This is a genomic window from Cellulomonas sp. PhB143 (assembly GCF_003752595.1).
GTDB lineage: Bacteria > Actinomycetota > Actinomycetes > Actinomycetales > Cellulomonadaceae > Paraoerskovia.
Window position 1 is genome coordinate 97,127 of record NZ_RKIJ01000017.1, and the last position, 24,373, is coordinate 121,499.

General features: G+C 73.9%; 19 protein-coding genes. 10 read left to right on the top strand and 9 right to left on the bottom strand.

Annotated elements, in window-relative coordinates:
* Window positions 1-80: 80 nt before the first annotated feature.
* From EDF32_RS14330 to EDF32_RS15105, 3 genes are read left to right on the top strand one after another with little or no spacing between them, the layout of a single operon-like run.
* On the top strand, window positions 81-509 hold the full coding sequence (locus tag EDF32_RS14330) for a molybdopterin-binding protein (RefSeq protein WP_123309237.1): 429 nt from the start codon (window positions 81-83) through the stop codon (window positions 507-509).
* Window positions 506-1,357 carry a molybdate ABC transporter substrate-binding protein gene (modA, locus tag EDF32_RS14335; protein WP_123309238.1) on the top strand — a complete coding sequence of 284 codons (852 nt, stop codon included), beginning with the start codon at window positions 506-508 and terminating at the stop codon, window positions 1,355-1,357. The genes EDF32_RS14330 and modA overlap by 4 nt, the downstream gene beginning before the upstream one ends.
* A gap of 13 nt (window positions 1,358-1,370) precedes the next feature.
* Window positions 1,371-3,416, top strand: coding sequence for an ABC transporter permease (locus EDF32_RS15105; protein ID WP_123309239.1), 2,046 nt, complete (start codon window positions 1,371-1,373; stop codon window positions 3,414-3,416).
* Between the two features lie 9 nt (window positions 3,417-3,425).
* Here the strand turns inward: EDF32_RS15105 and EDF32_RS14345 are convergent, their stop codons facing one another.
* The 6 genes from EDF32_RS14345 to EDF32_RS14370 all read right to left on the bottom strand — a co-directional run bounded on the left by EDF32_RS14345 (window position 3,426) and on the right by EDF32_RS14370 (window position 10,247).
* Window positions 3,426-4,658 carry an AGE family epimerase/isomerase gene (locus EDF32_RS14345; protein ID WP_123309240.1) on the bottom strand — a complete coding sequence of 411 codons (1,233 nt, stop codon included), beginning with the start codon at window positions 4,656-4,658 and terminating at the stop codon, window positions 3,426-3,428.
* Between the two features lie 196 nt (window positions 4,659-4,854).
* A complete protein-coding gene (locus EDF32_RS14350; protein ID WP_123309241.1) occupies window positions 4,855-5,859 on the bottom strand; it encodes a LacI family DNA-binding transcriptional regulator in 1,005 nt (334 codons plus the stop codon).
* A 146-nt stretch (window positions 5,860-6,005) separates the two neighbouring features.
* A complete protein-coding gene (locus tag EDF32_RS14355) occupies window positions 6,006-7,187 on the bottom strand; it encodes a sugar ABC transporter permease (RefSeq protein WP_123309242.1) in 1,182 nt (393 codons plus the stop codon).
* On the bottom strand, window positions 7,184-7,966 hold the full coding sequence (locus EDF32_RS14360; RefSeq protein ID WP_123309243.1) for an ATP-binding cassette domain-containing protein: 783 nt from the start codon (window positions 7,964-7,966) through the stop codon (window positions 7,184-7,186). Before EDF32_RS14360 ends, EDF32_RS14355 begins: the two co-directional genes overlap by 4 nt.
* Window positions 7,963-9,069: a substrate-binding domain-containing protein gene (locus EDF32_RS14365; protein ID WP_199734954.1), complete on the bottom strand. Its 1,107-nt coding sequence runs from the start codon at window positions 9,067-9,069 to the stop codon at window positions 7,963-7,965. Before EDF32_RS14365 ends, EDF32_RS14360 begins: the two co-directional genes overlap by 4 nt.
* Entirely contained in the window at window positions 9,066-10,247 is a 1,182-nt protein-coding gene (locus EDF32_RS14370; RefSeq protein WP_123309264.1) for an ROK family transcriptional regulator, read from the bottom strand. Before EDF32_RS14370 ends, EDF32_RS14365 begins: the two co-directional genes overlap by 4 nt.
* Window positions 10,248-10,511: 264 nt before the next feature.
* Here EDF32_RS14370 and EDF32_RS14375 point away from each other — a divergent pair, with 264 nt between their 5' ends.
* From EDF32_RS14375 to EDF32_RS14390, 4 genes are all read left to right on the top strand, one after another.
* A complete protein-coding gene (locus EDF32_RS14375; RefSeq protein ID WP_123309244.1) occupies window positions 10,512-11,810 on the top strand; it encodes an ABC transporter substrate-binding protein in 1,299 nt (432 codons plus the stop codon).
* A gap of 131 nt (window positions 11,811-11,941) precedes the next feature.
* A complete protein-coding gene (locus tag EDF32_RS14380) occupies window positions 11,942-12,841 on the top strand; it encodes a carbohydrate ABC transporter permease (protein WP_123309245.1) in 900 nt (299 codons plus the stop codon).
* Window positions 12,841-13,740 carry a carbohydrate ABC transporter permease gene (locus EDF32_RS14385; RefSeq protein WP_123309246.1) on the top strand — a complete coding sequence of 300 codons (900 nt, stop codon included), beginning with the start codon at window positions 12,841-12,843 and terminating at the stop codon, window positions 13,738-13,740. Before EDF32_RS14380 ends, EDF32_RS14385 begins: the two co-directional genes overlap by 1 nt.
* Window positions 13,741-13,961: 221 nt before the next feature.
* The gene (locus EDF32_RS14390) at window positions 13,962-15,518 is read left to right on the top strand and encodes an MFS transporter (protein WP_233565942.1); all 1,557 of its coding nucleotides are present in this window, start codon (window positions 13,962-13,964) and stop codon (window positions 15,516-15,518) included.
* An 85-nt stretch (window positions 15,519-15,603) separates the two neighbouring features.
* Here EDF32_RS14390 and EDF32_RS14395 read toward each other — a convergent pair whose 3' ends face one another.
* From EDF32_RS14395 to EDF32_RS14405, 3 genes are all read right to left on the bottom strand, one after another.
* Window positions 15,604-16,512: a sulfite exporter TauE/SafE family protein gene (locus EDF32_RS14395; RefSeq protein WP_123309247.1), complete on the bottom strand. Its 909-nt coding sequence runs from the start codon at window positions 16,510-16,512 to the stop codon at window positions 15,604-15,606.
* Window positions 16,513-16,628: 116 nt separating this feature from the next.
* A complete protein-coding gene (locus EDF32_RS14400) occupies window positions 16,629-17,087 on the bottom strand; it encodes an Rrf2 family transcriptional regulator (RefSeq protein ID WP_123309248.1) in 459 nt (152 codons plus the stop codon).
* A gap of 105 nt (window positions 17,088-17,192) precedes the next feature.
* The gene (locus tag EDF32_RS14405) at window positions 17,193-20,666 is read right to left on the bottom strand and encodes a GH92 family glycosyl hydrolase (RefSeq protein WP_199734955.1); all 3,474 of its coding nucleotides are present in this window, start codon (window positions 20,664-20,666) and stop codon (window positions 17,193-17,195) included.
* A gap of 488 nt (window positions 20,667-21,154) precedes the next feature.
* Here EDF32_RS14405 and EDF32_RS14410 point away from each other — a divergent pair, with 488 nt between their 5' ends.
* The 3 genes from EDF32_RS14410 (at window position 21,155) to EDF32_RS14420 (ending at window position 24,187) form a co-directional block, all read left to right on the top strand.
* Entirely contained in the window at window positions 21,155-21,784 is a 630-nt protein-coding gene (locus EDF32_RS14410) for a hypothetical protein (protein WP_148061620.1), read from the top strand.
* A gap of 113 nt (window positions 21,785-21,897) precedes the next feature.
* Entirely contained in the window at window positions 21,898-23,124 is a 1,227-nt protein-coding gene (locus EDF32_RS14415; protein WP_158614113.1) for a WxL protein peptidoglycan domain-containing protein, read from the top strand.
* A 70-nt stretch (window positions 23,125-23,194) separates the two neighbouring features.
* Window positions 23,195-24,187 carry a patatin-like phospholipase family protein gene (locus tag EDF32_RS14420; protein WP_233565943.1) on the top strand — a complete coding sequence of 331 codons (993 nt, stop codon included), beginning with the start codon at window positions 23,195-23,197 and terminating at the stop codon, window positions 24,185-24,187.
* The last annotated feature ends 186 nt before the right edge of the window (window positions 24,188-24,373 follow it).

A 24,373-nucleotide genomic window follows, 5' to 3' on the forward strand; every position in this document is an offset into this window, starting at 1 on the left:
CCGCCCCCCCGCGCCCTCCCGCGCGGGGCGGCGGCCTGCCGCACTTCCCTGACCGCACGTGCGGCGCTAAGGTCCCTCTCATGCCGCAGAATCGGAACGATCAGCCGCCTGTGTACCGCATCAGCGAGGCGGCTGGGCTCCTCGGCGTCAGCGACGACACCGTGCGCCGCTGGGTCGCCGCGGGCGAGCTCACCACGTCCAAGGACGACGCCGGGCGCCAGGTCGTCGACGGCGCCGAGCTGGCGCGCCACGCCGTCGGGCACGCGGACGCCGGCCCCGACCCGCTCGACGGCGCGACGTCTGCCCGCAACCGCTTCGCCGGGATCGTCACCGCGATCGAGTCCGACCGCGTGATGTCCCAGGTCGAGATCCTCAGCCGCGGGCAGCGCGTCGTGTCCCTGATGAGCACCGAGGCCGTCCGCGACCTCGGGCTCGCGCCGGGCAGCCCCGCCGTCGCCGTCGTCAAGGCGACCACCGTCATCGTCGAGACCCCGGGAGCACGCGCATGAGCCCCCGCCCCCGCACGACGGCGGCCCTCGCCTCCGGGGCCCTGCTCACCGCCGCGCTGCTCACCACGACGCTGCTCACCACCGCGCTGCTCGCGGGCTGCGGGACGTCGTCGGACGGCGCCGGCGACACGAGCGCGACGGACGGGGCATCGTCCGGCACGTCGTCCGCCACCGAGAGCGGGACCCTCACGGTCCTGGCCGCCGCGTCCCTGCGGGACGTGTTCGCGGACCTGGCCGACGACTTCGAGGCCGCGCACCCGGGGGTCGAGGTCAAGCTGTCGTTCGCGGGATCGTCCGACCTCGCGGACCAGGTGATCGCCGGCTCCCCCGCGGACGTCCTGGCCACGGCCGACGACGCGACGATGCAGCGCGTCGTCGACGCGGGCGACGCCGCAGACCCGACGGAGTTCGCGACGAACTCGCTGACGATCGTCGTGCCGCCGGACGACCCCGCGGGGATCGACTCGTTCGACGACCTCGCGGACCCCGACGCCCGCGTGGTCGTGTGCGCCCCGGAGGTCCCCTGCGGTGCCGCGACCGACGCCGTCGAGAAGAAGGCCGGCGTCACGGTCCACCGGGTCAGCGAGGAGTCGAGCGTGACGGACGTGCTCGCGAAGGTGACCTCGGGCGAGGCGGACGCGGGGCTCGTCTACACGACGGACGCGACCCTCGCGGGGGACGCCGTGGCGGTCGTCGACGTCCCGGAGACCCACGACGTCGTCAACCACTACCCGATCGCGGTGCTCGGCTCGTCCGAGCACGCGGACCTGGCGGCACAGTTCCGCGACGAGGTGACGGGCGACGCCGGGCAGAAGGCGCTCGCCGAGGCGGGCTTCGGCGCGCCGTGACGCCGGGTCTCTGATGCGGGGGCTGCCCCGGTGGGTGCTCGCGCCCGCGCTGCTCGGTGCGCTGTTCATCGTCGTGCCCGTCGCGATCATGGTCTCGCGCGTCGACCTCGGCGGGTCGGGCGGCAGCTTCTGGGAGCTCGTCACCTCGAGCTCGTCCCGCGACGCCCTGTGGCTCTCGCTGCGCACCTCCCTCGCCGCGACCGTCCTGTGCGTCCTGGTCGGGGGGCCGATGGCGCTCGTGCTCGCCCGCACGCGCTTCCCGGGCCAGCGCCTCGTGCGCTCGCTGGTGCTCCTGCCCCTCGTCCTGCCGCCCGTCGTCGGCGGCCTGGCCCTGCTCTACGCGTTCGGTCGCCGCGGCCCGCTCGGCGAGGGCCTCGGGCTGCTCGGGATCGACGTCGGGTTCACGACCGCGGCCGTGGTCATGGCGCAGACCTTCGTCGCTCTGCCCTTCCTCGTGCTCTCGCTCGAGGGAGCGCTGCGCACCCACGACACGCGGTACGAGGACGTCGCGGCCACCCTCGGCGCCCGCCCGACCACCGTCCTGCGCCGCGTCACCCTCCCCCGGGTCCTGCCCGGCCTGGCGAGCGGCGCCGTGCTCGCGTTCGCCCGGGCGCTGGGCGAGTTCGGCGCGACCATCACCTTCGCCGGCGCGCTGCAGGGCATCACCCAGACGCTGCCGCTCGAGATCTACCTGCAGCGCAGCGTGGACCCCGACGCCGCCGTCGCGCTCTCGCTCGTGCTCGTGGTGGTCGCCGTCGTCATCACGGCCGGGGTGCACGGAGCGGGGCACCTGGACCGCGACGGCGACGCGACCCTCGCCGACGGCGACGCGCTCCTTGCCGACGGTGACGTTTCGCGGCCGTCAGCGCCCGAGACCGGCGTGCTTCGTCACCGTCGGCGGAGCGCGCGTCGCCCTCGGCGGACTCCTGCGCAGCCCGCACCGCCCGCACCGCCCGAGACCCCCGAGACCTCCGAGCCCGCCGCGCTGCACGTGCGCGCCCGCGTGGCCCGCCGCGGGCTCGACGTCGACCTGCGGGTCGCGCCCGGCGAGGTCGTCGCCGTCCTCGGCCCCAACGGCGCGGGGAAGTCCACGCTGCTCCAGGTCGTCGCGGGGCTCCTGCCCCCGGCGCGGGGCGACGAGGTCGCCGTCGAGGTCGGCGCCGACACCCTCGCCGGCCCCGGCGCCCGCACCGTCCCGCCCCACCGCCGGCGCGTCGCCTGGCTGAGCCAGCGCCCGCTGCTGCTGGAGCACCTGACGGTGCGCGCCAACGTCGCCCTCGGACCGCGGGCCCGGGGCGCCTCCCGGGCGCGCTCGGCAGCCGTCGCCGACGCCGCGCTCGCCGCCCTGGGCGCGTCCGCGACCGGCAGCAGGCGTGCCCGGGCACTCTCGGGCGGGCAGGCGCAGCGCGCGTCGATCGCACGCGCGCTCGCGAGCGGACCCCGGGTCCTGCTGCTCGACGAGCCCCTCGCCTCGCTCGACGTCGCGGTCGCCCAGCAGGTGCGCGCGGCGCTGCACGACGCCCAGCGGGCGGCGCCCCGTACCACGCTCCTCGTCACCCACGACCTGCTGGACGTCCTGCTGCTGGCCGACCGCGCCGTCGTCGTCGAGGACGGCCGCGTCGTCGAGGACGCCCTCGCCCGCGAGATCCTCACGCGTCCCCGATCACCTTTCGCGGCGCGGCTCGCCGGCGTGAACCTCGTCGTCGGCACAGCGGGCGAGAGCGGGACGGCAGGCACGGCCCGGGTCGGCGCGGTGGTCGGCACGGTGGACGACGCCGCCCCGCTCGTCCCGGGCGCCCCCGCGGTCGCGGTGTTCGAGCCCCGGGCGGTCGCCGTCCACCTCGCGCGCCCCGGCGGGAGCCCCCGCACCGTGCTCCGCGTCCGGGTCGCGGCACTCGAGCCGCACGCCTCCCTCGTCCGGGTGCGCGGGGTGTCCGACGACGGGACGCACCTGGCGGCGGACCTCACCGCGGCCGCGGTCGCCGAGATGGGACTCGCTCCCGGCGCGCACGCCTGGTTCGCGGTGAAGGCCGCCGAGGTCAGGCTCTACCCGCGCTGATCGCCGCCCTCAGAGCGCGCGCCACCCCTCCGCGCCCGCCCTCGCGGACGCCGCGAAGCTGCCCGTGAGCGGGAGGTCGGCGACGAGCAGCGACTGCACGGCGTGGTAGATGTCGGGCTTGCCGTCCCAGACGGTGCCGGCCGGGCGGTTCTCGGCGTCGAGCTCGTGGTGCCACGACCCGCGCTCGGTGTCGACGAGCTCCCGGCGCACGAGGTCCCACCACTGCTCGGCGAGCTCCGCGTACCGCGCCTCGCCCGTGACCTCCGCGAGCACCTGTGCCGTGGCGACCGCCTCGGCGGCGACCCAGTGGAACCGGCGCGGCTCGACCGGTGTGCCGGACCAGTCCACGGTGTAGACGAACCCGCTGCCGTCCCAGCCGTCGGCCAGCGCCCGGTCGAAGAGCGCGACCGCGGCCTCGGTGCGCCGCCCGGGGGTGCCGCCCGCCACGTCGATCTGCACGAGGAGCCGGGCCCACTCGAACCCGTGGCCCGGCGTCGACCCGTACGGCTTGAACGGGTCGTTCGGCCGGTCGGCGTTGAACTCGAGCTGCGGGCGCCATCCGGCGTCGAAGTGCTCGGGGATGCGCCAGCCGTTGCCCTCGGCCCACCGGACGACCTGGTCGCCCACGCCCGCGGCCCGCTCGAGCCAGACGGCGTCGCCGGTCGCGTCGTGCGCCGCGAGCATCGACTCGACGCCGTGCATGTTGGCGTTCACGCCGCGGTAGGCCGACGGCTGCGTCCACGCGCGGTCCCACTCGTCGAGCAGGAGGCCGGGCCCCTCCTCGAAGAAGCGGTTCTCGAGGGTCGCGAGCGCCGTCGAGAGCAGGCGCCCGGCGCCCTCGATGCCGGCCATCACGCCCGACGACGCGGCGAGCACGACGAACGCGTGCGCGTACGCCTGCTTGGTGCCGTCCACCGCGCCGTGCGGGCCGCGGGACGCGACCCAGCCGCCGTCGGGGTCGGCGAGGACGCTCGTCAGCCCGCGCAGCGCGAGCTCGGCGCGCTCCGCGCTCCCCTCGACGCCGAGCAGGTGCGCGACGGCGTAGGTGTGCGCCATCCGGCTCGTGATCCAGGTGTGCACGGGCTTCTCGAGGTCGGGGACGCCGTCGTCGTCCAACCAGGCGGCCCCGCCGCCCGGCAGGAGGGAGGCGGCGCCGAAGTCGAGCAGGCGCCGGACCTCGGCGGCCCGCCAGGTCGCGCCCTGCGACGCGTCGACCACCGCTGCTCGCTGTCCGTCCGTCATCGTGCCGTCCTCTCGTGGCCGGTCCGGTCCGGAGCCCGGGTTCCGCCTGTCGTTCCATCATGACGAGAGGCGCGCCGCCTCGCGGAACGCCTCTCCCTGTGCACCCGCACGGCGGCGCCGTGCTTGACAGCGCTGTCAAAAGTACGCCTCATGCTAGGGACACGGCCCGATGCTGTCAACGGCCCGGCCACCCCGATCACGCCGGCGGGCGTTCCCCGGACCCGCGCGCGACGAGGCGCGTGGGGATGACGCGGTGGGTGGTCCCGCCGTCGCCGTCGTCCATCCGGGCCATGGCGAGCCTCGCGGCCTCGCAGCCCAGGGCGTCGGCGTCGTAGGAGACGACGGTGACGCCGAGCAGGTCCGCCAGCTCGAAGTCGTCGAAGCCGACGAGCGCGGGAAGGTCGCTCTCCACCCCCCGCAGCGCGTGCAGCGCGCCGACCGTGATCTTGTTGTTCGCGGCCACGATCGCCGTCGGCGGCTCCGGCAGCGCAAGCAGCTCTGCCACGAGCCGGCGGGCCGTCGCGGAGTCGTGCGCGCCGTCCCGCACGAGCCGCTCGGCGTCCGCCACACCGGCCGCACGCATGCTCTCGAGGAACTGGTCGCGCCGCTCCTGGAACGTCCACAGGTGCGGCAGGTCGCCGACCATGGCGATCCGCCGGTGCCCCCCGGCGAGCAGGTGCTCCACGGCCGACGCCGTCCCGCCGCGGTTGTCGATGACCACGGTGTCGGCGTCCACGCCCCGGGCCGGCCGGTCGATGAGGACGAGCGGGAGCCCCGCCGCGACCTCGGGCGCGAGGTAGGAGTGGTCCGACGACGACGGCGCCACCACCAGCGCGGCGACCCGGCGCTCGACGAACGCCTCCGCGAGCTGCTGCTCCTGCTCCGGGTCCTCGGCCGAGCTGGCCGAGACGAGCTGCAGCCCGGACTCCCGCAGCTCGCGCTCCAGGCCCGCGGCCACCGCAGAGTAGAAGGTGTTCGCGAGGTCGGCCGTGACGAACCCGACGAGGGTCGAGGTGCCGCCCCGCGCGAGGTCGGCCGCCGCACGGTTGCGCCGGAAACCGAGCGCCTCCGCCGCCGCCCGCACGCGCTCGCGCGTCTCGGCGGCCACGTTCGGCTCGTCGTTCAGCACCCGCGAAGCAGTCTTCAGGCTCACCCCGGCGGCGTCGGCGACCGCCGACAGGGTCGGGCGTCGCGCACTCACCGAGAACCCCCTCGTGGCGCACGACGACGGTCGACGCGGCCGGGCGTCAGCATAGCCGGAACGGGGCCGGATCCGCTGCAACGGCGCGGTTTCGTCCGCCCCGGGCACACGCCTCGGCAGACCGGCGCCGCCCACCAGGGCGCCCGTCAGGTCTCGCGGCGACCGCGCACGAGGGTGTCGATCGAGACGGCGAGCGCCAGCACGACGCCGGTGACGATCGAGCGCGCCGCCGAGTCCAGGTCGAGCAGCGTGAGCCCGTTCGCGATCGACTGGATGACGAGCACCCCCAGCACCGCCGACCACGCGCTGCCGCGCCCCCCGAAGAGGCTCGTCCCACCGATGACGGCGGCCGCGATCGCGGTGAGGAACACGTCGCCGCCGCCGGTGCCCTGGTTCGCGGCGGCGAGCCGGCCGGCCGCCAGCACCCCGCCGACGGCGGCGAGCGCCGAGCACGCGACGAACGCCGAGACCAGCGTGCGCCGCACCGGCACGCCCGCGAGCAGCGCGGCCCGGCGGCTGCCGCCCACGGCGCGCATCGAGCGCCCCCAGCGGGTGCGGCGCAGCAGCACGTCCGCCACCACGACGAGGGCCAGGAAGAACACGACGCTGACCCCGACGCCGCGCGCCCTCCCCAGGTAGCCGACGACGAGGGCGAGCACCACCGCGAGGAGCGCGCACCGCGCCGCGATGCGCCCCAGGCTCTCGGCCGGCAGGTCGACGAGCACGCGCCGGCGCCGCTCGAGCAGCGCCACCCCGGCGACGACCAGGACGACGACGACGACGGCGACCCACGCGACGGCCGCCGGCACGAACCACGACTGGCTGAAGCGCACCAGCCACGACCCGAAGGGCAGGTTCACCGACCCGTCGGTGCCGAGCACCCGCCACTGGACGCCGGCCAGGACGAGCAGGCCGGCGAGCGTGAGCACGAAGCTGGGCAGCCCGAGGCGGGTGCAGGCGATGCCGTAGACGAGGCCGACCGCCATCCCGACCACGACCGCCACGACGACGCCGAGCGCCAGGGGCCAGCCCCACTGGACGGAGCCGACGGCGACGATCGCCGCGGCGAGCCCGCTCACCGAACCCACCGACAGGTCGATCTGCCCGACGAGCAGCACCAGCACGACGCCGAGCGCGATGACCCCGGTCGAGACGCTCTGCAGGGAGAGGTTGACGAGGTTCTCCGCCGTCCAGAAGGTCGGGTTCGCGATCCCGAACACCACCCAGATGACGAGCAGGGCGACGACGATCGGCAGCATCCGCAGCTCGCCCGCACGCATGCGGCGCCACAGCGAGCGCAGCGCACCGGCGTCCTCGCCGGCGCTCATCGGGGGCCTCCCTCGACGGGCGCGGCGCCGGGTCGCCGGGTGCGCGGGGCGGCGGGCGCCGCGCCGGTGATCGCGGCGAGGAGGTCCTCCGAGGTCGCGGCGTCGGCGTCGAACACGCCGTTGACCCGCCCGAGCCGCAGGACGACGATCCGGTCGGCCACCGCCTGCACGTCGGCGGTCGAGTGGCTGATCAGCACCACGGAGTGCCCGCGGGAGCGCAGCCGCTCCACGAGCGTCAGCACCTGGGCGGTCTGCCGGATGCCGAGCGCGGCCGTCGGCTCGTCGAGCACGACGACGCGCGGGTCGCCGAGCAGGGCGCGCGCGATGGCCACGGTGCGCCGCTGGCCGCCGGAGAGCGCCGAGACGGGCATGCGCACGCTCGGGACCCGGGCGGCGAGCTGGTCGAGCAGCTCCCACGCCTGCCGCTCCATCGCGACCTCGTCGAGGAACGGGCCCGCCTCCAGCTCGTGGCCGAGGAACAGGTTCTCGACGACGTCGAGGTTGTCGCAGAGCGCGAGCTCCTGGAACACCGCGGCGATGCCCCGCTGGCGGGCCGTGGCCGGCGAGGCGAGCCGGACCGGCTCCCCGTCGACGAGCACCGCACCGGAGTCGGGCTGGTGAACTCCCGCGAGCATCGCGGCGAGCGTGGACTTGCCCGCGCCGTTGTCGCCGACGACGGCGACCACCTCGTGCGGGTGGACCTCGAGGTCGACGTCCACCAGCGCGCGCGCCGCGCCGAAGCTCTTGGAGACCCCCGCAAGGGTCAGGACCGACGTCACGGTGCTCCTGGGGATGTCAGGCCGAGCGCCTCGCAGGCGTCGGCGTACGGGGGCGTGCAGATCTCGTCGACCGGATAGATCCGGCCCTGGACCACGACGCGCTCGACGTCCGCGGCCTCGATCGTCGTCGGTGCCAGCAGGAAGCTCTTGATCCCGCCGATCGTCGCGGGGGCGACCGGGTCCTCGCCGCGCAGCACCCGCACGGAGAGCTCCGCGGCGGTGCGTGCCTGCTGGTCCGTGGCCTTCGCGACCGTCATGAGCTGGTCGCCCGCGACGATACGCTGCACGGCCGAGAGCTCGGCGTCCTGCCCGGTCACCGGGGGCACGGGGTCCATCCCGGCCGCCTTCATCGCGGCGATGGCCCCGCCCGCGGTGCCGTCGTTGGCGGCGTAGACGCCGTCGACCCGGCCCGCGAACTGGGTGAGCTGCCCGGTGACCCAGTCCTGGGCCTTGTCCGGGCTCCAGTCGGGGGTGTCGTACTCCGCGAGGATCTGCACGTCGGCGTCGTCCAGCGCCCGGTGCACCCCGCGCTTGAGCGCGTCCGCGTTCGGGTCGGTGGGCGAGCCGTGGACGAGCAGGACGCCGGGCGGCCGCCCGTCCGTCCGGCGCGGGGAGCCCGCGAGCGCGGCGAGCAGCGCCTCGCCCTGCTGGTACCCGATGAGCGCGCTGTCGAACGAGACGTAGTAGTCGACGGCGGGGTCGTCGATGTACCGGTCGTAGGCGATCACCGGGACGTGGTGGCGCTCGGCGTCGGCGACGATGCTGGTCGCGGCCACGGTGTCGACGGCGTCGAGCACGAGGACGTCCGCGCCGCGCGCGATCATCGCCTCCGCCTGCTCCTGCTGGGTGGCGGCGTCCTGGTCGGCGTTGGCGTACAGGAGCTGGCAGGTCGGGCAGCGCAGCGCGGCGACCTCCTCGAACGTCGGGCGGTCGCTGGACTCGTAGCGGGCGGTCTTGGCCTCCGGCAGGAGCAGCGCGATCGTCCCCTCGCCGGTGGTGCCGTCGCCGCTCGCGCACCCGACGAGCCCCCCGCCCGCCAGCGTCGCCGCGAGCACCACCGCGAGCTCCGTCCGGCGCCGCGACCCGAGCCCGGAGCGCCTCACACGCCCACCCCCAGCGTCCCTCGGTCCCGAGCCAGGTCGAGCGCGACCACGAGCGCCCCTCGGGCCTCGGCCCAGGCCCCGAGCGAGGTGGCGAGCACCTGGGGCGGGCCGGCCGCGCTGGGCAGCGTGCGCTGCTCGAGCGCCGTGCGCATCGGGTCCAGGAGCAGCTCCCCGGCCTCGGCGAGCTGACCGCCGACGACGACGACCTCCGGATCGACGATGTTGCACAGGTTCGCGGCCGCGACCCCCAGGTGCTGGCCGGCGTCGTAGACGACGCGCCGGCAGCCGGCGTCGCCCGCGAGCGCGCCCGCGATGACGTCGGCGAGGGTGAGGTGGCCGCGGCCCGCGAGCATGCCCACCAGGACGTGGGAGCCGACGAACGTCTCGAGGCAGCCGCGGTTGCCGCACCGGCAGACCGGTCCGTTCTCGTCGATGGTGACGTGGCCGATCTCGCCGGCCGCGCCGCGCCGCCCGCGCAGCAGCTGGCCGCCGAGGACGATCCCTCCCCCGACGCCGTGCGAGACCCGCAGGTACACCACCGGGTCGTAGCCGGCGCCCGCCCCGAGCCGCGCCTCGGCGAGCGCGCCGAGGTTCGCGTCGTTGTCGACGCCCACGGGGACGCCGAAGGTCGCGCCGAGCTCCGTGCCGACCTCGGCGCCGTCCCAGCCGCGCAGGAGCCCGGCGCTCGAGACGGTGCCGGTGCGGACGTCGACGGGCGCCGGCACCCCGATCCCGACGGCGAGCAGCTCGCCCGCCCCGGCCTCGACGGAGGCCGCCATCTCCTCGACGAGCATCGCGGCACGGCGCAGGCCAACGTCCGCCCGGTGGTCCGGGGCGAGCGGCATGCGCTCCTCGGAGATCACGCGCAGGGACGCGTCGGCGAGCGCCACGCGCATCGAGCGGGCGCCGAAGTGCACCCCGGCCACGAGCCCGAGGCTGCGGGCGAGGGTGACGAGCTGCGCCCGGCGCCCCGACCGGGTCGACGGCGCGGTGTGCAGGACGCCCGCGGCGCTGAGCTCCTTGACGATGTTGGACACGGTCGCCGGCGAGAGCCCCGTGGTCCCGGCGAGCTCGACCTGCGTGAGCGAGCCCCGCTGCTGCACGGCGCTCACGATCCTGGCCCGGTTCGCCTCCCGGAGGGAGGTCTGCGAGCCGGGCGTCACCCGGTCGGTACGCACCTCGGTCACGATACACACGCGGCCGCGGCGACCGCCGGGCGCGAGAACGGCGGAACGTGGGCGCTGCGCGGCCTTGGGTACGGGCCATGACCCGAACGTCACGATCGCGCGTCGCTTGGCTTCAATTCTTGACACCAAGGTGCGCCGACCAGTTGTATGGCCCGTGGGTGTTCGGGACGCGCAGGTGCGTCCGGCCGCTCGCGGCAGCCAGGGTCGGTGGCCGCGAGGGTCCCCACCAACGGCAACGAAGGCGTAGGGATATCGATGCGCGTCAACAGACGAGTGGCGGCAACCGTGGCGAGCGCCGCGGTCCTGGGGCTCAGCCTCACCGCATGCAGCAGCGACGACTCGGACGGGTCCGACGGCGGGTCGGCGTCGGCCGGCGCCGGCGACGCCAGCGAGGTGGAGGTCTTCACCTGGTGGGCCGCCGGCTCGGAGAAGGCCGGGCTCGACGCGCTGGTCAACGTGTTCAACGACCAGCACGCCGACACGAAGTTCGTCAACGGTGCGGTCGCCGGCGGCGCCGGCTCCGCCGCCAAGGACCTCCTGCAGTCGCGGCTGCAGACGAACGACCCGCCGGACACGTTCCAGGCGCACGCCGGCGCGGAGCTCCAGGACTACATCGACGCCGGCCAGATCCAGGACGTCAGCAACCTCTACGACGAGTTCGGCCTGAAGGAGGCCTTCCCGAAGGACCTCCTCGACCGCCTCACCGTGGACGGCAAGATCTACTCGATCCCGTCGAACATCCACCGCGCCAACGTGGTCTGGGCCAACCCGACCGTGCTCAAGGACGCCGGCCTCGACCCGAGCGCGACGTACGACTCGATGGACGACTGGTTCACCGCGCTCGACGCCGTGAAGAAGTCCGGCAAGACAGCGCTGTCAGTGGCCACCACCTGGACCCAGGTCAACCTCCTCGAGACCGTGCTGATCTCGGACCTCGGGGCGGACGGCTACAGCGGGCTGTGGGACGGCTCCACCGACTGGGCCGGCTCGGACGTGACGGACGCGCTGACGGACTTCCAGAAGCTCATGTCCTACACGAACACGGACCGCGACGGGCTCGACTGGCCGGACGCGACCCAGCAGATCATCGACGGCACCGCCGGCTTCAACGTCATGGGCGACTGGGCCGAGGCGGCGTTCGAGGAGGCCGACAAGAAGGCCCCCGCGGACTACGTCTACTTCCCCGTCCCCGGGACCGACGGCGTCTTCGACTTCCTCGCGGACTCGTTCACGCTCCCGGTCGGCGCCCCCCACCCGGGCGGCGCGAAGAACTGGCTCGAGACCGTCGGCTCCGCCGAGGGCCAGGAGGCCTTCAACAAGGCGAAGGGGTCCATCCCGGCCCGCACCGACGCCGACACCTCGGACTTCAGCGACTACCAGCAGACCGCCATCGAGTCGTTCGGCAAGGACACCATCGTGTCCTCGCTCGCGCACGGTGCGGCCGCCCCGGTCGCCACGCTGAACGCGATCACCGACGCGACCAGCAAGTTCACCACCGGTGCGTCCGACCTCGCGACGTACCAGTCCGACCTCGCGGCCGCCGTCAAGGGCTGACCCGACCCGTGGGGCCCGTCCGGCGCGTCCGGGCGGGCCCCACCGTCGGTGCCCACACGTGCCCACACGTGCCCGCACGTGCCCGCACGTGCCCGCCCTCCCCACCCCGGCCCCCCGGGAGGAATGACTCGATGACGCAACGAATCCGGCGGCTCGGTCCGCCACTGCTCCTGCTCGCCCCGTCCCTGGTCCTCGTCGGCGTCTTCGTCTACGGGCTCATCGGGGCGAACTTCGCCAAGTCCGTCACCGACGACCACAGCGCGGCGACCGCCAACGGGGTCGAGCCCACGTCGGTCGTCTGGTTCCAGAACTACACGACGCTGCTCAAGAGCGAGGAGTTCCAGCACTCGCTGATCAACCTCGTGCTCTTCACCGTGGTCTTCCTGCTCGGCACGCTGGTCATCGGCTTCGTCTGGGCCTGGCTGCTCGACAAGCCCATCCGGGGCGAGGGCTTCTTCCGGTCCGTGTACCTGTTCCCGATGGCGGTCTCGTTCATCGCCTCGGGAGTGGTGTGGCGCTGGTTGCTGAACTCGACGCAGGGCGAGGGCGCGAGCGGGCTGAACCGGCTCTTCCAGATGGTCGGGCTCGACTTCCTGCAGAACAACTGGTGGAACAACGTCACCTTCGGCATCCTCGCGATCACCATCCCCGCGATCTGGCAGCTCTCCGGCTACGTGATGGCGCTGTTCCTCGCCGGCTTCCGGGGCATCCCCGACGAGCTGCGCGAGGCCGGCCGGATGGACGGCGCGAGCGAGTGGCAGGTCTACCGCCACGTGCTCTTCCCGCAGCTCACGCCGATCATGCTCTCGGCGCTCATCATCATCGGGCACATGTCGCTGAAGTCCTTCGACCTGATCATGTCGATCTCGAAGCCGGCGAACTACCAGACCAAGGTGCCCGCGGTCGACATGTACCTGGCGAAGTCCAGCTTCGACTACGCGAACGCCGCCGCGATCGGCACGATCCTGCTCGTGATCGTCGCCCTGGTGATCGTGCCGTACCTCGTCAAGACGAACCGTCAGGAGAAGTGATGGCCACCGTCGCCACCCCGGTCCCCGCGCCCGACGTCGCGGGCCGCCCCACGGACCTGCGCCCCGACCGGGGACGGTCCCGGTACTCCACGGCCCGCACCCTGCGGTACGTCGCGCTCCTGGCCGGCATCGTCGTCGTCCTCGTGCCCGTCTACGTCCTGTTCGTCACCAGCTTCAAGGGCACCGGGGACGCGTCGCCGACCCGCGCGTGGAACCTGCCGCAGGTCTGGACCATGCAGAACTGGCAGGACGCGTGGACCGCCCTCTCGCCGGCGCTGTGGCGCACCTTCGAGGTCGTCATCCCGGCGTCGATCATCTCGGCCGTGCTCGGGTCGATGAACGGGTTCGTGCTCTCACGCTGGGGGTTCCGCGGGGCCAACACGGTCTTCGCGATCATCCTCTTCGGGATGTTCATCCCGTACCAGGCCGTGATGATCCCGCTGCTGCAGATCTTCCTCGACGCGGGCATCCCGAACGGCGTGCCGTCCCTGATCCTGCTGCACATCATCTACGGCATCCCGATCACGACGCTGATCTTCCGCAACTACTACCAGACCATCCCCCACGAGCTCGTCGAGGCCGCCCGGGTCGACGGCGCGGGCATGCTGCGCACCTACGCGTGGGTGATCCTGCCGATCTCGGTGCCCAGCTTCGTCGTCGTGCTCATCTGGCAGTTCACCAACGCCTGGAACGACTTCCTGTTCGCCGTGTTCTTCTCGAACAACCAGAACGGCCCGATCACCCTGGCGCTGAACAACCTGGCCAACGGGGCGATGCTGCAGAACTACGGCGTCTCGATGGCGGGCGCGCTCTTCGCGTCCCTGCCGACGCTGCTCGTCTACATCCTGCTCGGCAAGTACTTCGTCGGCGGGCTCATGTCCGGCTCGGTCAAGGGCTGAGACCCGCCCGGCCCCCGGTCGCCCGGCGACGGCCCCCACCCGCGCGAGAACCTCGCGCAGGCGGGGGCCTCGTCGGATAAGATCGCATGCTCGCGTCTCGGCGCCCCTGAGGGGGCCGTCCGGGACTGCCCCACCCCGCCAGGCCCGACGACGCTGCCTCGCGACCGCGGTGACGACGCCGCTCCCCGCCCCGCTCCACCCTTCTTCGCCTGGAGTCCACCGTGTCCGAATCCGCCCCGCCCCCCACCGCCGAGCCGGCAACCGCCGACGCCGGCGTCGAGCCCCTGCCGCCGCCGGACCCGCGCCGCTGGAAGGCGCTCGCCGTCATCGCGGTCGCCCAGCTGATGATCATCCTCGACGGCTCGATCATGAACATCGCCCTGCCCTCGGCGGCGGTGGACCTCAACATCGGCCCGGAGAACCTGCAGTGGGCCATCACGGCCTACACGCTGGCCTTCGGCGGGCTCCTGCTGCTCGGCGGGCGCGTCGCCGACTACCTCGGCCGCAAGACCGCGTTCATCGTCGGGCTCGTCGGCTTCGCCGCCGCCTCGGCCCTCGGTGGCGCCGCGATGAACGAGGGCTGGCTCTTCGGCTCGCGTGCGCTCCAGGGCGTCTTCGGCGCCCTGCTGGCTCCCGCGGCCCTCGCCCTGATCACCGTGATGTTCCAGGACCCGAAGGAGCGCGCCAAGGCGTTCGGCGTGTTCGGCGCGATCTCGGGCGGCGGCGCCGCGATCGGCCTGCTGCTCGGCGGCGTGCTCACCGAGTACCTCGACTGGCGCTGGTGCCTGCTGGTCAACGTGCCGATCGCGGTCGTCGCGGTGCTCTTCGCGATCCGCGAGGTCCCGCAGTCCAAGGCGCACGGGGACACCCGGCTCGACGTCCCGGGAGCCGCGCTGTCGACACTCGGGCTGCTCTCGCTCGTCTACGCCTTCACGGAGGCCGCCAAGCAGGAGGTCGCCGCGGACGGCTCCGTGAGCGTCGTCGGCTGGACCGACCCGTTCGTCCTCGCGCTGTTCGCGGTCGCCGCCGTCCTCCTGGTCGCGTTCGTGGTCCTCGAGACGAAGGTCAAGAACCCCCTGCTGCCGATGCGCATCGTGCTCGAGCGCAACCGCGGCGCGTCGTACCTGACGTTCTTCCTGCTCGGCGGCGGCATGTTCGCCATGTTCCTGTTCATGACCCTGTACTTCCAGGACGTGCTCGGGTACAGCCCGCTGCGCGCGGGCTTCGCGTTCCTGCCGTTCAGCATCGGCATCATCGCGATGGCGGGCTTCGTCGCCCGGCTGCTGCCCCGCGTGGGGCCCAAGCCGCTGCTCCTGACCGGGCTGGCCCTCGCGACCGCCGGGATGCTGCTGCTGACCCTGACCACGCCGACGTCGAGCTACTGGACCTCCGTCTTCCCCGGCATCCTCGTGATGAGCATCGGCATGTCCATGGTGTTCATCCCGGCCTCGAGCACCGCGCTCGTCGGCGTCGGGGGGCACGACGCCGGCATCGCCTCGGCGATGCTCAACACGTCGCAGCAGGTCGGCGGGTCGCTCGGCCTCGCGCTGCTGAACACCGTCTCGATCTCCGCGATCACGGCGAAGATGGGTGACCTCGTCGCCGGGGGCGCCGACCCGACGTCGGCGGCGACCCTGCACGAGGCGAGCGTCAGCGGGTACCACGTCGCCTATGTCTGGGGCGCGGGCTTCTTCGCACTCGCGCTCGTGCTCGTCGCCGTGCTGATCTCGGCGCGCAAGGACGACCTGCCCGCGGACGCGGCGGTGGCCGCGGCCTGACGCCACGTCCCACCGTCCCGGACGCGGACGTCGACGGAGGCCCCGGGGAGCATGCTCCCCGGGGCCTCATGTCTTCTCGCCGACCTCAGGCGACCGGGTCCGGGACGGGCGCCGGCTCGGCGGTCCGCGCCGGCTCACGCAGGTGGGCCCGCACCGAGTAGGCCACGGCGAGCACCCAGACCACGACGATCGCCGCGTAGACCGCGACGGTCGCGGCCGAGGACAGGTCGAGCAGCTCGGCGTGGACCAGCGTGCGCACGTTGGTGAGGACGATCAGACCGCCGACGGCGGACCCGAGCACGCGCGCCGGGACGTGCCGCACGAGCCACGCGGCGATCGGCGCGGCGACGAGGCCGCCGGCGAGCAGGGCGACCGCCCAGCCGAGGTTCACGCCCGCCGAGCCGATCCCGACGAAGAACCCGAGGCTGGCGGCGACGGAGACGAGGAACTCGCTCGTGTCGATCGAGCCGATGACCTTGCGCGGCTCGAGCCGGCCGCTCGCGAGGATCGCGGGCGTGCCGACCGGGCCCCAGCCGCCGCCGCCCGTCGCGTCGACGAACCCGGCGACCAGGCCGAGCGGGGCGAGGAACCGCTTGCGCAGCGGCGTGCCGAGGCGGTCCTGGCGCAGCCCGCGGAAGGTGAACCGCGCCAGCACGTACGCCCCGAGCGCGAGCAGGATCCCGGACATCACCGGCGTGGCGACCTCGGTCGAGATGGCCGAGAGGAACGTCGCCCCCGCGAAGGCCCCGACCGCCCCCGGGACGCCGATGCGCAGGACGACGCGCCAGTCGACGTTCCCGAACCGCCAGTGGGAGATGCCGGACGCGAGCGTCGTGCCGATCTCGGCGAGGTGGACCGTGGCGGACGCCGCGGCGGGGTTGGCCCCGACCGCGAGCAGCAGCGTCGTCGAGGTCACGCCGTAGGCCATGCCGAGGCTGCCGTCGACGAGCTGGGCGCCGAGGCCGACGAGCGCGAGGAGGACGAGGGTGCGCATGAGGGTTCCTTCCGGTCGAGACCTTCATGCTTCCCTACTAGAGATGTAGGTTAAAGGGCCTGACCGCACCTCGGACGTGTGTAACGTCCCGCCGCGACCAGCGCGCGGGGGGTCGGTCAGGGGTTCTCCCACGCGGCGTCGGACGCCACGAGCCCCGCGACCGCAGCCGGCAGCCGACCCGCGGCGACGTCGGCCAGCGTGACCTCCTCCAGCACCGCGCGGACGTTCGCGCGCAGCGCGACCCAGACCGGCAGCAGGCCCGCCGCGGCCCCCTGGTACTCGAGCTCGGACGGGCGCTCCCCGCGCACGAAGACGAGCGGGCCGTCGACGACCCGCACGATCTCGGCGAGCGTCACCTCGGCGGCCGGACGCGCGAGGCGGTACCCGCCCCCCTTGCCGCGGCGGCTCGTCACGACGTGCTCGCGCCGCAGGGACGTGAGGATGCTCTCGAGGAACTTCGGCGGGATCCCCTGCGCCTGCGCCAGGGCCTCCGCGGTGACCGCGTGGTCCCCCTCCGCCGCGGCGAGCTCCGCTGCGGCCCTGATCGCGTAGTCCGCGCGCGCCGAGATCCTCACCCCGCCAGTATGACGGCGCGGGCGCCCCGCAGAGCCGGGGACGCCGCGGGCCCGGGAGCGTTCGACGCCCCCGGGCCCGCGGCCACGTGCTCCGCCTTCAGCGGCTCAGCCGCAGCTCACCGCCCCGTGCTCGGCGGTGACCGCCTGGGTCACCCCGTCGCGCGTCACGGTCACCGTGACCTGCCCGGCGTCCAGCGCGGCCGAGCGCGAGTTCAGCGACAGCGTCGCACTCTTGCCCGACGCCACCCCGGAGAAGGTCTTCCGGCCCAGGTCCGTGGCGATCGTCAGGTCGGCCGCGCCCTCACCGGTGTTCTTCGCGCGCACCGCGAGATACGCGTTCGCACCGACGCAGCGCGCCTGCGCGTCCACCGTCACGCCCGCGCCCGGCAGCTCGCCGGACCCGTCCGTGGCCACCGCGAACACGTGGAACGAGGTGTCCTTCGGGAGCGTGACGCTCGTGAGCGTCTTGCCTGCGGCGAGGTCGACCGGAGCGGTCGCGTAGAGGCCGCACCCGATGTTCTGGGTGTCCTTGCCGGCGCCACGGGAACCGGGCTTCGCCACGAGGACGTTCCCGGCCTCCGGGCTGCCGGTGCACCAGTCGGAGAGCCTGACCGGCGCGGTCGACGTCGTGCCGTCCGCGTAGCCGAGCACCAGGTTCCCGCCGTGGGTCCCGCTCGTGCTCGTCCCGACGACCGAGATCTGCGTCGCGTCGCCCAGGGAGGCCGGCACGTCGAGCACCTGCCCGTTCGCGGCGACGTTGTCGGGCTCGCCCGCTGCGGGCGCGCCGAGCACGTAGCGCAGGTCGGTCCCGGGCACGGTCGCCTCGAGACCCTGGACGGCTCCCGCGTCGGCGAGCGGGGCACGCAGCAGGTACGAGCCGAGACCGTCGAGGTCGGCGTTCGCCGCCCCCGCGTCGCCGATGCCGACGTTGTCGAACGCCCCGGCGATCCAGGACTCCGCCGCGACGACCACGGGGACGTCGCGCACCACCTGGTCGCCCGCGGCGTCCTTCACCGTGACGTGGACGACGTACTGGCCGGGAGCCGCGTCGTCGTCCGCCGTGAGCGTGACCGCCCCGTCGACCGTCGACGGCAGGCCGTCCGACGTCGTCGACCAGTCCGCGAGCTCGCTCGTCGCGGTGATCGGCCCGTCCGTGGTGACGGCGATCGTCCCGGAGACGTCGCCCTCGCCCTGCGCGACCACGCTGGCCGTGAGGTCGACGGACCCGCCCGGCCGGACCACCGGGTGGCGGTCGGCGAGCCCGGCGAACAGCCGGTGCACATCCTGGTCCGCGTGGACGACGGCGCCCGGGGAGGCGTCCGCCGCCGTCGCCCAGGCGCTGTGCTCGCTGCCCGTGGTGAAGGCGAGCGTGCCCGCGCCGGTGAGCTCGGGGCCCGTCAGGTGCGCCCGGTCCAGGCCGGAGCCGCCGAGGGAGACGCTCTGCGTGTAGCGGCTGTCCTGCGACGTGCCCGGGGCGGTGACGTGCAGCGACCCGGTCGGGTAGTAGGCCGGGTCGAGCGTGATCGTCACGTCGTCGAACAACGGCGTCGTCAGCCCCCACTGGTCCGTGCCCGGCACGATCGGGTAGACCCCGAGCGAGGAGAGCACGTGCCACGCCGACATCGTGCCGAGGTCGTCGTTCCCGGTGACGCCGTCGGGCCCGTCGGTGAAGAGGGTCGTCGCGGCGCGCACGACGTCGGTCGTCTTCCACGGCTGGCCCGTCCACAGGTACGTGTACGGCGAGGGGAGGTTCGGCTCGTTGTTGGGGTTGTAGGTGCCCTGCCCGTAGTAGGAGTACGTGCCGTTCACCCACAGCTCGGTCGCCGTCTTCTGCGGGTCCTTGAGGAGCTCGTCGTAGACGAAGAAGTCGTCGAGCCGCTGGTTGGTCGCGTCGACGCCCCCGAGCCGGTCGACCAGGCCCGGCACGTCCTGCGGGACGAGCCACTGGTACTGCGCCGACGTGCCCTCGTGGAAGCCCACGCTCTGGGCGGGGTCCGGGTCGCCCACGAAGAGCCCCTGGGAGTCGCGCGCCCGGAAGGCGTTCGTGCGGGGGTCGAGCACCGAGAGGTAGTTCTGCCCGCGGGCCGCGTAGCGGTCGGCGTCGGCGTCGTGGCCGAGGCCGCGCGCCATCGTGGAGAGCATGGCGTCCGCGGCGGCGTACTCGAGGGTCGCCGAGCCGCCGTGCTGGTAGTCGTAGTCGCCCGGCTTGCCCGTCGCGGACGGCTCGTAGGGCACGAACCCGTCGCGGAGGTAGTCCTCGTTCGCGGCCCGACCGTTGTCGGGCGAGTCCGCCGGCGGCACGCCGTCCGCGTTCTGCTGGAGGACGGCGTAGGCCTCGTCCTCGTGCCCCTCGAGCAGGCCCTGGCTCCAGGCGCTCACGAGGAACGGCGTCACCGGGTCGCCCGTCATGATGTTCGTCTCGACGGTGCCGTAGCCCCAGCGGGGCAGCCAGCCGCCCTGCTCGCCCTGCTTGACGACCGAGAGCGCCATGTCCGCGGACTCCTGCGGCGCCAGGAGCGCGAGGAGCTGCTGCTGGGTCCGGTACGTGTCCCACAGCGAGAAGTTCTGGTAGTAGGTGAACCCGTCCGCGGTGTGCACCTCCTGGTCCCAGCCGCGGTAGCGGCCGTCGACGTCCGTGCCCGTGTTCGGGGCGAGGAAGCTCCGGTAGAGCGACGAGTAGAAGGTCCGCAGGTCGGTCCGGTCGCCGCGCGCGACCTGGACCGAGCCGAGGCGCGACTCCCACTGCCCGACGGCCGCGGTGCGGGCGTCGTCGAACGTGCCCGCCTCGGCTGCGAGGTTCGCTGCCGCGCCGTCGGCGTCGACATAGCTCATCGAGGTCTGCGCCTCGACGTCGACGTCACCGTCGGTCGTGTCGAAGGTGACGACGGCGCCGTGCCGGCCGGCGCCCGTCGCCGACGTCGAGCCCGTGGTGACCTTGTCGCCCGTCCAGGTGCCCGACGACGCGAACGGCCGGTCGAACGTCGTGCGGGTGTGGATCGTGAACGGCTCGGTGTCCTGGCAGAAGCCGCGCTGCGTGATCGTCGTCTCGACGGTGCGGTCGTCGACGATCCGCACGCTCGACGCGCTGACCGTGTTCAGGGCCTGGCCGGCGTCGATCATGACGTTGGCCTGCTCGGTCTGCGGGAACGTGTAGCGCTGGACCCCCGTGTGCTCGGTCGCGGTCAGCTCCGCGTCGATCGTGCCGTCCGCCGAGTCGAGACCGACCCGGTAGTAGCCGGGCGAGGCCTCCTCGTCGTCGTGCGAGAACGGCAGCTCGTACTTCGTGTAGTCGGTCGACGTCACGGCTCCCGTGGTCGGCAGCACCGGCAGCGTCCCGCCGAGCCCGCACCCGACGCCCGACAGGTGCACGAGCGAGAACCCGCGGACGTGGTCGCGGTCGTAGTCGTAGCCGACGTTGTGCCCGTTGTCGGGCGAGAGCTGGACCATCCCGAACGGCACGGCCGCGCCGGGGTAGGTGTTGCCGTCGTCCTTGGTGCCGATGAACGGGTTGACGTAGCCGGTCAGGGGGCCGTCCACGTCCACGACGTCGGACGCGGCGCTCACGGCCGCGGCGCTCACGGGGGCGGCCTGCGCGGCCGCGGGGAGCACGAGGGCCGATGCCGCGAGCACGGCGGTCGCGGCCGCGACGGGGACCGACCGCGCCCGGCGCCGTGATGGGTCGCCTGGCCGGCCGTCTGGTCGGAGGATCGCGTTCGCTGGCGGAACTCTGCGGCTCACCGGACATCTCCTTCGTCCCACGTCGGCGTGGGTGGGGGGCAGTGCGTCCGCCCGACGGCGGCGTCGGGCGGCACCTCCGACGACGACGTCGGACTGCAGCACGCTCGCACCACCTGACAACGCTGTCAACTGGAGCGGGCGGATCGGCCTCCGTCGCGCGGGTCCGCGCGCGTCGTGCGAGCCTTGCGGAGCGCATGTGACATCTTGTGCGGCGAACGGAGCACGGTTACAGTTTCCAACAACGTCATGACATCGCTGTCATGACCTGCGCACGCCGGTGGCGGCACCGCACGCCTCCGCTCACGCCCCAACGATGGAGAGAGTCAACGATGACAAAGCGCAAGCTGCACCTTCTCAGTGCAGGAACCCTCGGCCTCGTCCTGGTCGGCGCCGTGGGCATGGGCTCCGCCGCCGTGGCCGCCGACGGCGACTCGGACGGCATCCCCGTCCACGTCGACATCGACAGCATCACGCCGGAGGGCTCGCTCTCGATGACGGTCGCCGACGGCGGCGTCGAGCTCACGGAGGACGGCTCGACCGACGACGTCCGCCAGTTCACCGGCACCACGCCGACCGTGACGGTCACTGACAACCGCGCGGTCGAGGACATCCCCGACGGGGTGGCCTGGGCCGTGGTCGGGCAGGCGAGCGAGTTCACCGACGCCGACGACGCGAGCAAGACCATCGGTCCCGAGTACCTCGGCTGGACGCCGGCGCTGCTCAGCGAGTCGTCCACCGGCGAGGTCGCGGCCGGCGAGCCCGTCTCGAGCGTCGAGGACGACGGCTCGGGTGCCCCGACCGTCGGCCTCGAGGGCCAGGAGCTCCTCGTCAGCACCTTCGGGTCCGCGGACGAGACCGGCTCGTGGGACGTCAACGCGGACCTCGCGCTGCGCACCCCCGCGGACGTCGAGGCCGGCTCGTACTCCTCGACGCTGACCCTTACCCTCATGGAGCAGTGAGCCGGGCAGCACAGGGGGTGCAACACCCCGGCCGGTAGTCTCGGCGACAGCCCGTGATGCGGGGCGCGAGCGACGCTCGCGCCCCGCACCCGTCCCACCGAAGGATCTCGACCGTGCGCCAGCCCCTCACGCGGACCCTCACCACCGCGCTGATCGCGGCGCTCGTGCCCGTGCTCGTCGCCTCCGGAGCGCCGGCCGCCGTAGCGAACCCTGTCCCGGCATCCCTCGCCGCGGCGGACGACCCCGCGGGCAAGGTCACCTGGTCGATGGCGCCGGCCGACACCGACGGGCCGGACGGGCGCCGCACCATCGAGCTCGACCTGGGCCCCGGCGACTCGACCACCGAGCACGTCGCCGTGACGAACTCCAGCGGCACGGACATGACGTTCGCCGTCGCCGCCAACGACGGCTACCTCACGGCGAACGGCAGCTACGACCTGCGCCCGGCCGACCACGAGCCGACCGACGCCGGCGCGTGGATCGACGCCGCGACGTCCGTCGACGTCCCGTCGAAGAAGACGGTCGTCGTCCCGTTCACCGTCACCGTGCCGGACGGCGCGACGCCGGGCGACCACTCGGCCGGGATCACGACGTCCGTCTCGTCGCAGGGGGACCAGGTCTCGGTCGACAACCGCGTCGGCGTGCGCGTCGACGTCCGCGTGCCGGGCGAGGCGTCCGCGGCCGTCGCGATCAAGGGCCTCGCGGCGTCCTACCAGCCGTCGTGGAACCCCTTCGCCTCCGGGAGCGTCGCCGTGAGCGCCACCGTCGCAGCCACCGGGAACGTGCGCGTCGACGTCGACGGCACGGCCACCACCGAGGGTCCCTTCGGCGCCCTCGTGTCCCCGGACGCCGCGCTGAAGGTCGGCGAGCTCCTCCCCGGGTCCTCGCTCGCCGCTCGTACGGACACCACCGACGTGTGGCCGCTGTTCCGCGTGACCACCACGGTCACGGTCACGCCGAAGCCCGTGCTCGACGAGGCGACCACCACGGACGCCCCGCCGACGGCCGAGCCGGTGACCGCGACCGTCGTCACCTGGGCGATCCCCTGGATCCAGATCCTCCTGCTGCTGGCGATCGTCATGCTGATCGTGGTGGTCCGTATCGACCGCCGCGCGCGCCGCCGCCGCCTCGATGCCATGCTCGCCCGGGCGCGCGCCGAGGGGGCCGCCCAGGCCGGCGCTCCGACGGCTCCGGCGGCTGCCGCGACGGCGCCGGACGTTCCCGCGGCCACGTCGGACACTCGTGCGCCGGCTCCGCCTGGCGTGCCGGACGAGGCTCGCCGCTCGTCCTCCGTCGACGAGATGTTCCCCGACCAGGACCCGCCGCCCGAGAGCCGCTGACCCTCCTGCGCCGACGGGGCACCGGTCTATTGACGTGCACGTCCGGGGCGTCACGCGAGACGCTGTGCCCATGAGCTCCGCACCCTTCGCCACCAGGCACGTCCGCCCCGCGTCGGCCGGCGGCCCGGCGGGGCCCGGCGACCGGCCGCCGGCCGGTTCCCCGCAGGACGAGCGCACCCAGCACGAGCGGGCGCTGGTCCTCGGCGGCGGCGGATCGGCGGGCAACGCCTGGCTGGTCGGCGTCGTCGCGGGACTGTTCGAGGGCGGCCTCGACCTGAGCGACGCGGACCTGATCGTCGGGACGTCGGCCGGATCGACCGCCGCGGCCCAGCTGACCGGAGCGAGCCCGTCCTCGCTGCTCGCCGACATCCTCGCTGCAGGTGCGCAGCGCCCGCCACGTCCGGTCGCGTCCGGGACGCCGCACGCCCCCGCCGCCCAGCCGTCAGACCACCTCCGCCGGACCGACGACATCATCGCCGGCGCCGGCGACCCGGCGGACATGCGCCGCAGGCTCGGTGCGGCGGCCCTGGACATGGAGAAGGCCTCGGACGGCTCCCGCCAGGCGCGGTGGCGGGACACCGTCGCCGCCCGGCTGCCCAGCGCCGACTGGCCACGGCAGCCGGTCCTCATCACGGCCGTCGAGGCGCACACCGGCGACCCCGTGGTCTTCGACCGCCACAGCGGGATCGACCTCGCGGACGCCGTCGCGGCGAGCTGTGCCAGCGGCCTCCCCCACGGCATCGGCGAGAGCCGGTACATCGACGGCGGCTACCGCCGCTCGAGCGAGAACGCCGACCTCGCCGCCGGGTATGCACGCGTGCTGGTGCTGTCGCCGCTCGGAGGCAGGTCGCGCGCACCCCGCTCGTGGGACATGCACCTCGAGGCGCAGGTCGGCGAGCTCCGTGCCTCCGGCAGCGAGGTCGAGACCGTCGTACCGGACAGCCGGGCTCTCGAGGCCTTCGGGAGCAACCTGATGGACCTGTCGACGCGCCCTTCCGCGGCTCGAGCCGGCCGCGACCAGGGCCGCGAAGCGGCGGAGCACATCGCTGCGCTCTGGCACTGAACCCGCCGCCACGGGACCGAGCGACCAAGAACCGGGCGGGCCCGAGCCGGAGTGAGCTCCCCCGGATCCTCACGTCCGCGAGGCGCGGGTGGGGGGGTGGGGTTTGGGTATGCCGAAGGCCCACCCCGGTGTCGGGGTGGGCCTTCGGTTGATGGGTGTTCGGCGGCGTCCTACTCTCCCACCCCG

Bases quoted from the DNA above. Each gene is read 5' to 3' on its own strand.
- EDF32_RS14330 (WP_123309237.1), top strand. From the start codon at position 81: ATGCCGCAGAATCGGAACGATCAGCCGCCTGTGTACCGCATCAGCGAG.
- modA (WP_123309238.1), top strand. From the start codon at position 506: ATGAGCCCCCGCCCCCGCACGACGGCGGCCCTCGCCTCCGGGGCCCTG.
- EDF32_RS15105 (WP_123309239.1), top strand. From the start codon at position 1,371: ATGCGGGGGCTGCCCCGGTGGGTGCTCGCGCCCGCGCTGCTCGGTGCG.
- EDF32_RS14345 (WP_123309240.1), bottom strand. From the start codon at position 4,658: ATGACGGACGGACAGCGAGCAGCGGTGGTCGACGCGTCGCAGGGCGCG.
- EDF32_RS14355 (WP_123309242.1), bottom strand. From the start codon at position 7,187: ATGAGCGCCGGCGAGGACGCCGGTGCGCTGCGCTCGCTGTGGCGCCGC.
- EDF32_RS14375 (WP_123309244.1), top strand. From the start codon at position 10,512: ATGCGCGTCAACAGACGAGTGGCGGCAACCGTGGCGAGCGCCGCGGTC.
- EDF32_RS14380 (WP_123309245.1), top strand. From the start codon at position 11,942: ATGACGCAACGAATCCGGCGGCTCGGTCCGCCACTGCTCCTGCTCGCC.
- EDF32_RS14385 (WP_123309246.1), top strand. From the start codon at position 12,841: ATGGCCACCGTCGCCACCCCGGTCCCCGCGCCCGACGTCGCGGGCCGC.
- EDF32_RS14395 (WP_123309247.1), bottom strand. From the start codon at position 16,512: ATGCGCACCCTCGTCCTCCTCGCGCTCGTCGGCCTCGGCGCCCAGCTC.
- EDF32_RS14410 (WP_148061620.1), top strand. From the start codon at position 21,155: ATGACAAAGCGCAAGCTGCACCTTCTCAGTGCAGGAACCCTCGGCCTC.
- EDF32_RS14420 (WP_233565943.1), top strand. From the start codon at position 23,195: ATGAGCTCCGCACCCTTCGCCACCAGGCACGTCCGCCCCGCGTCGGCC.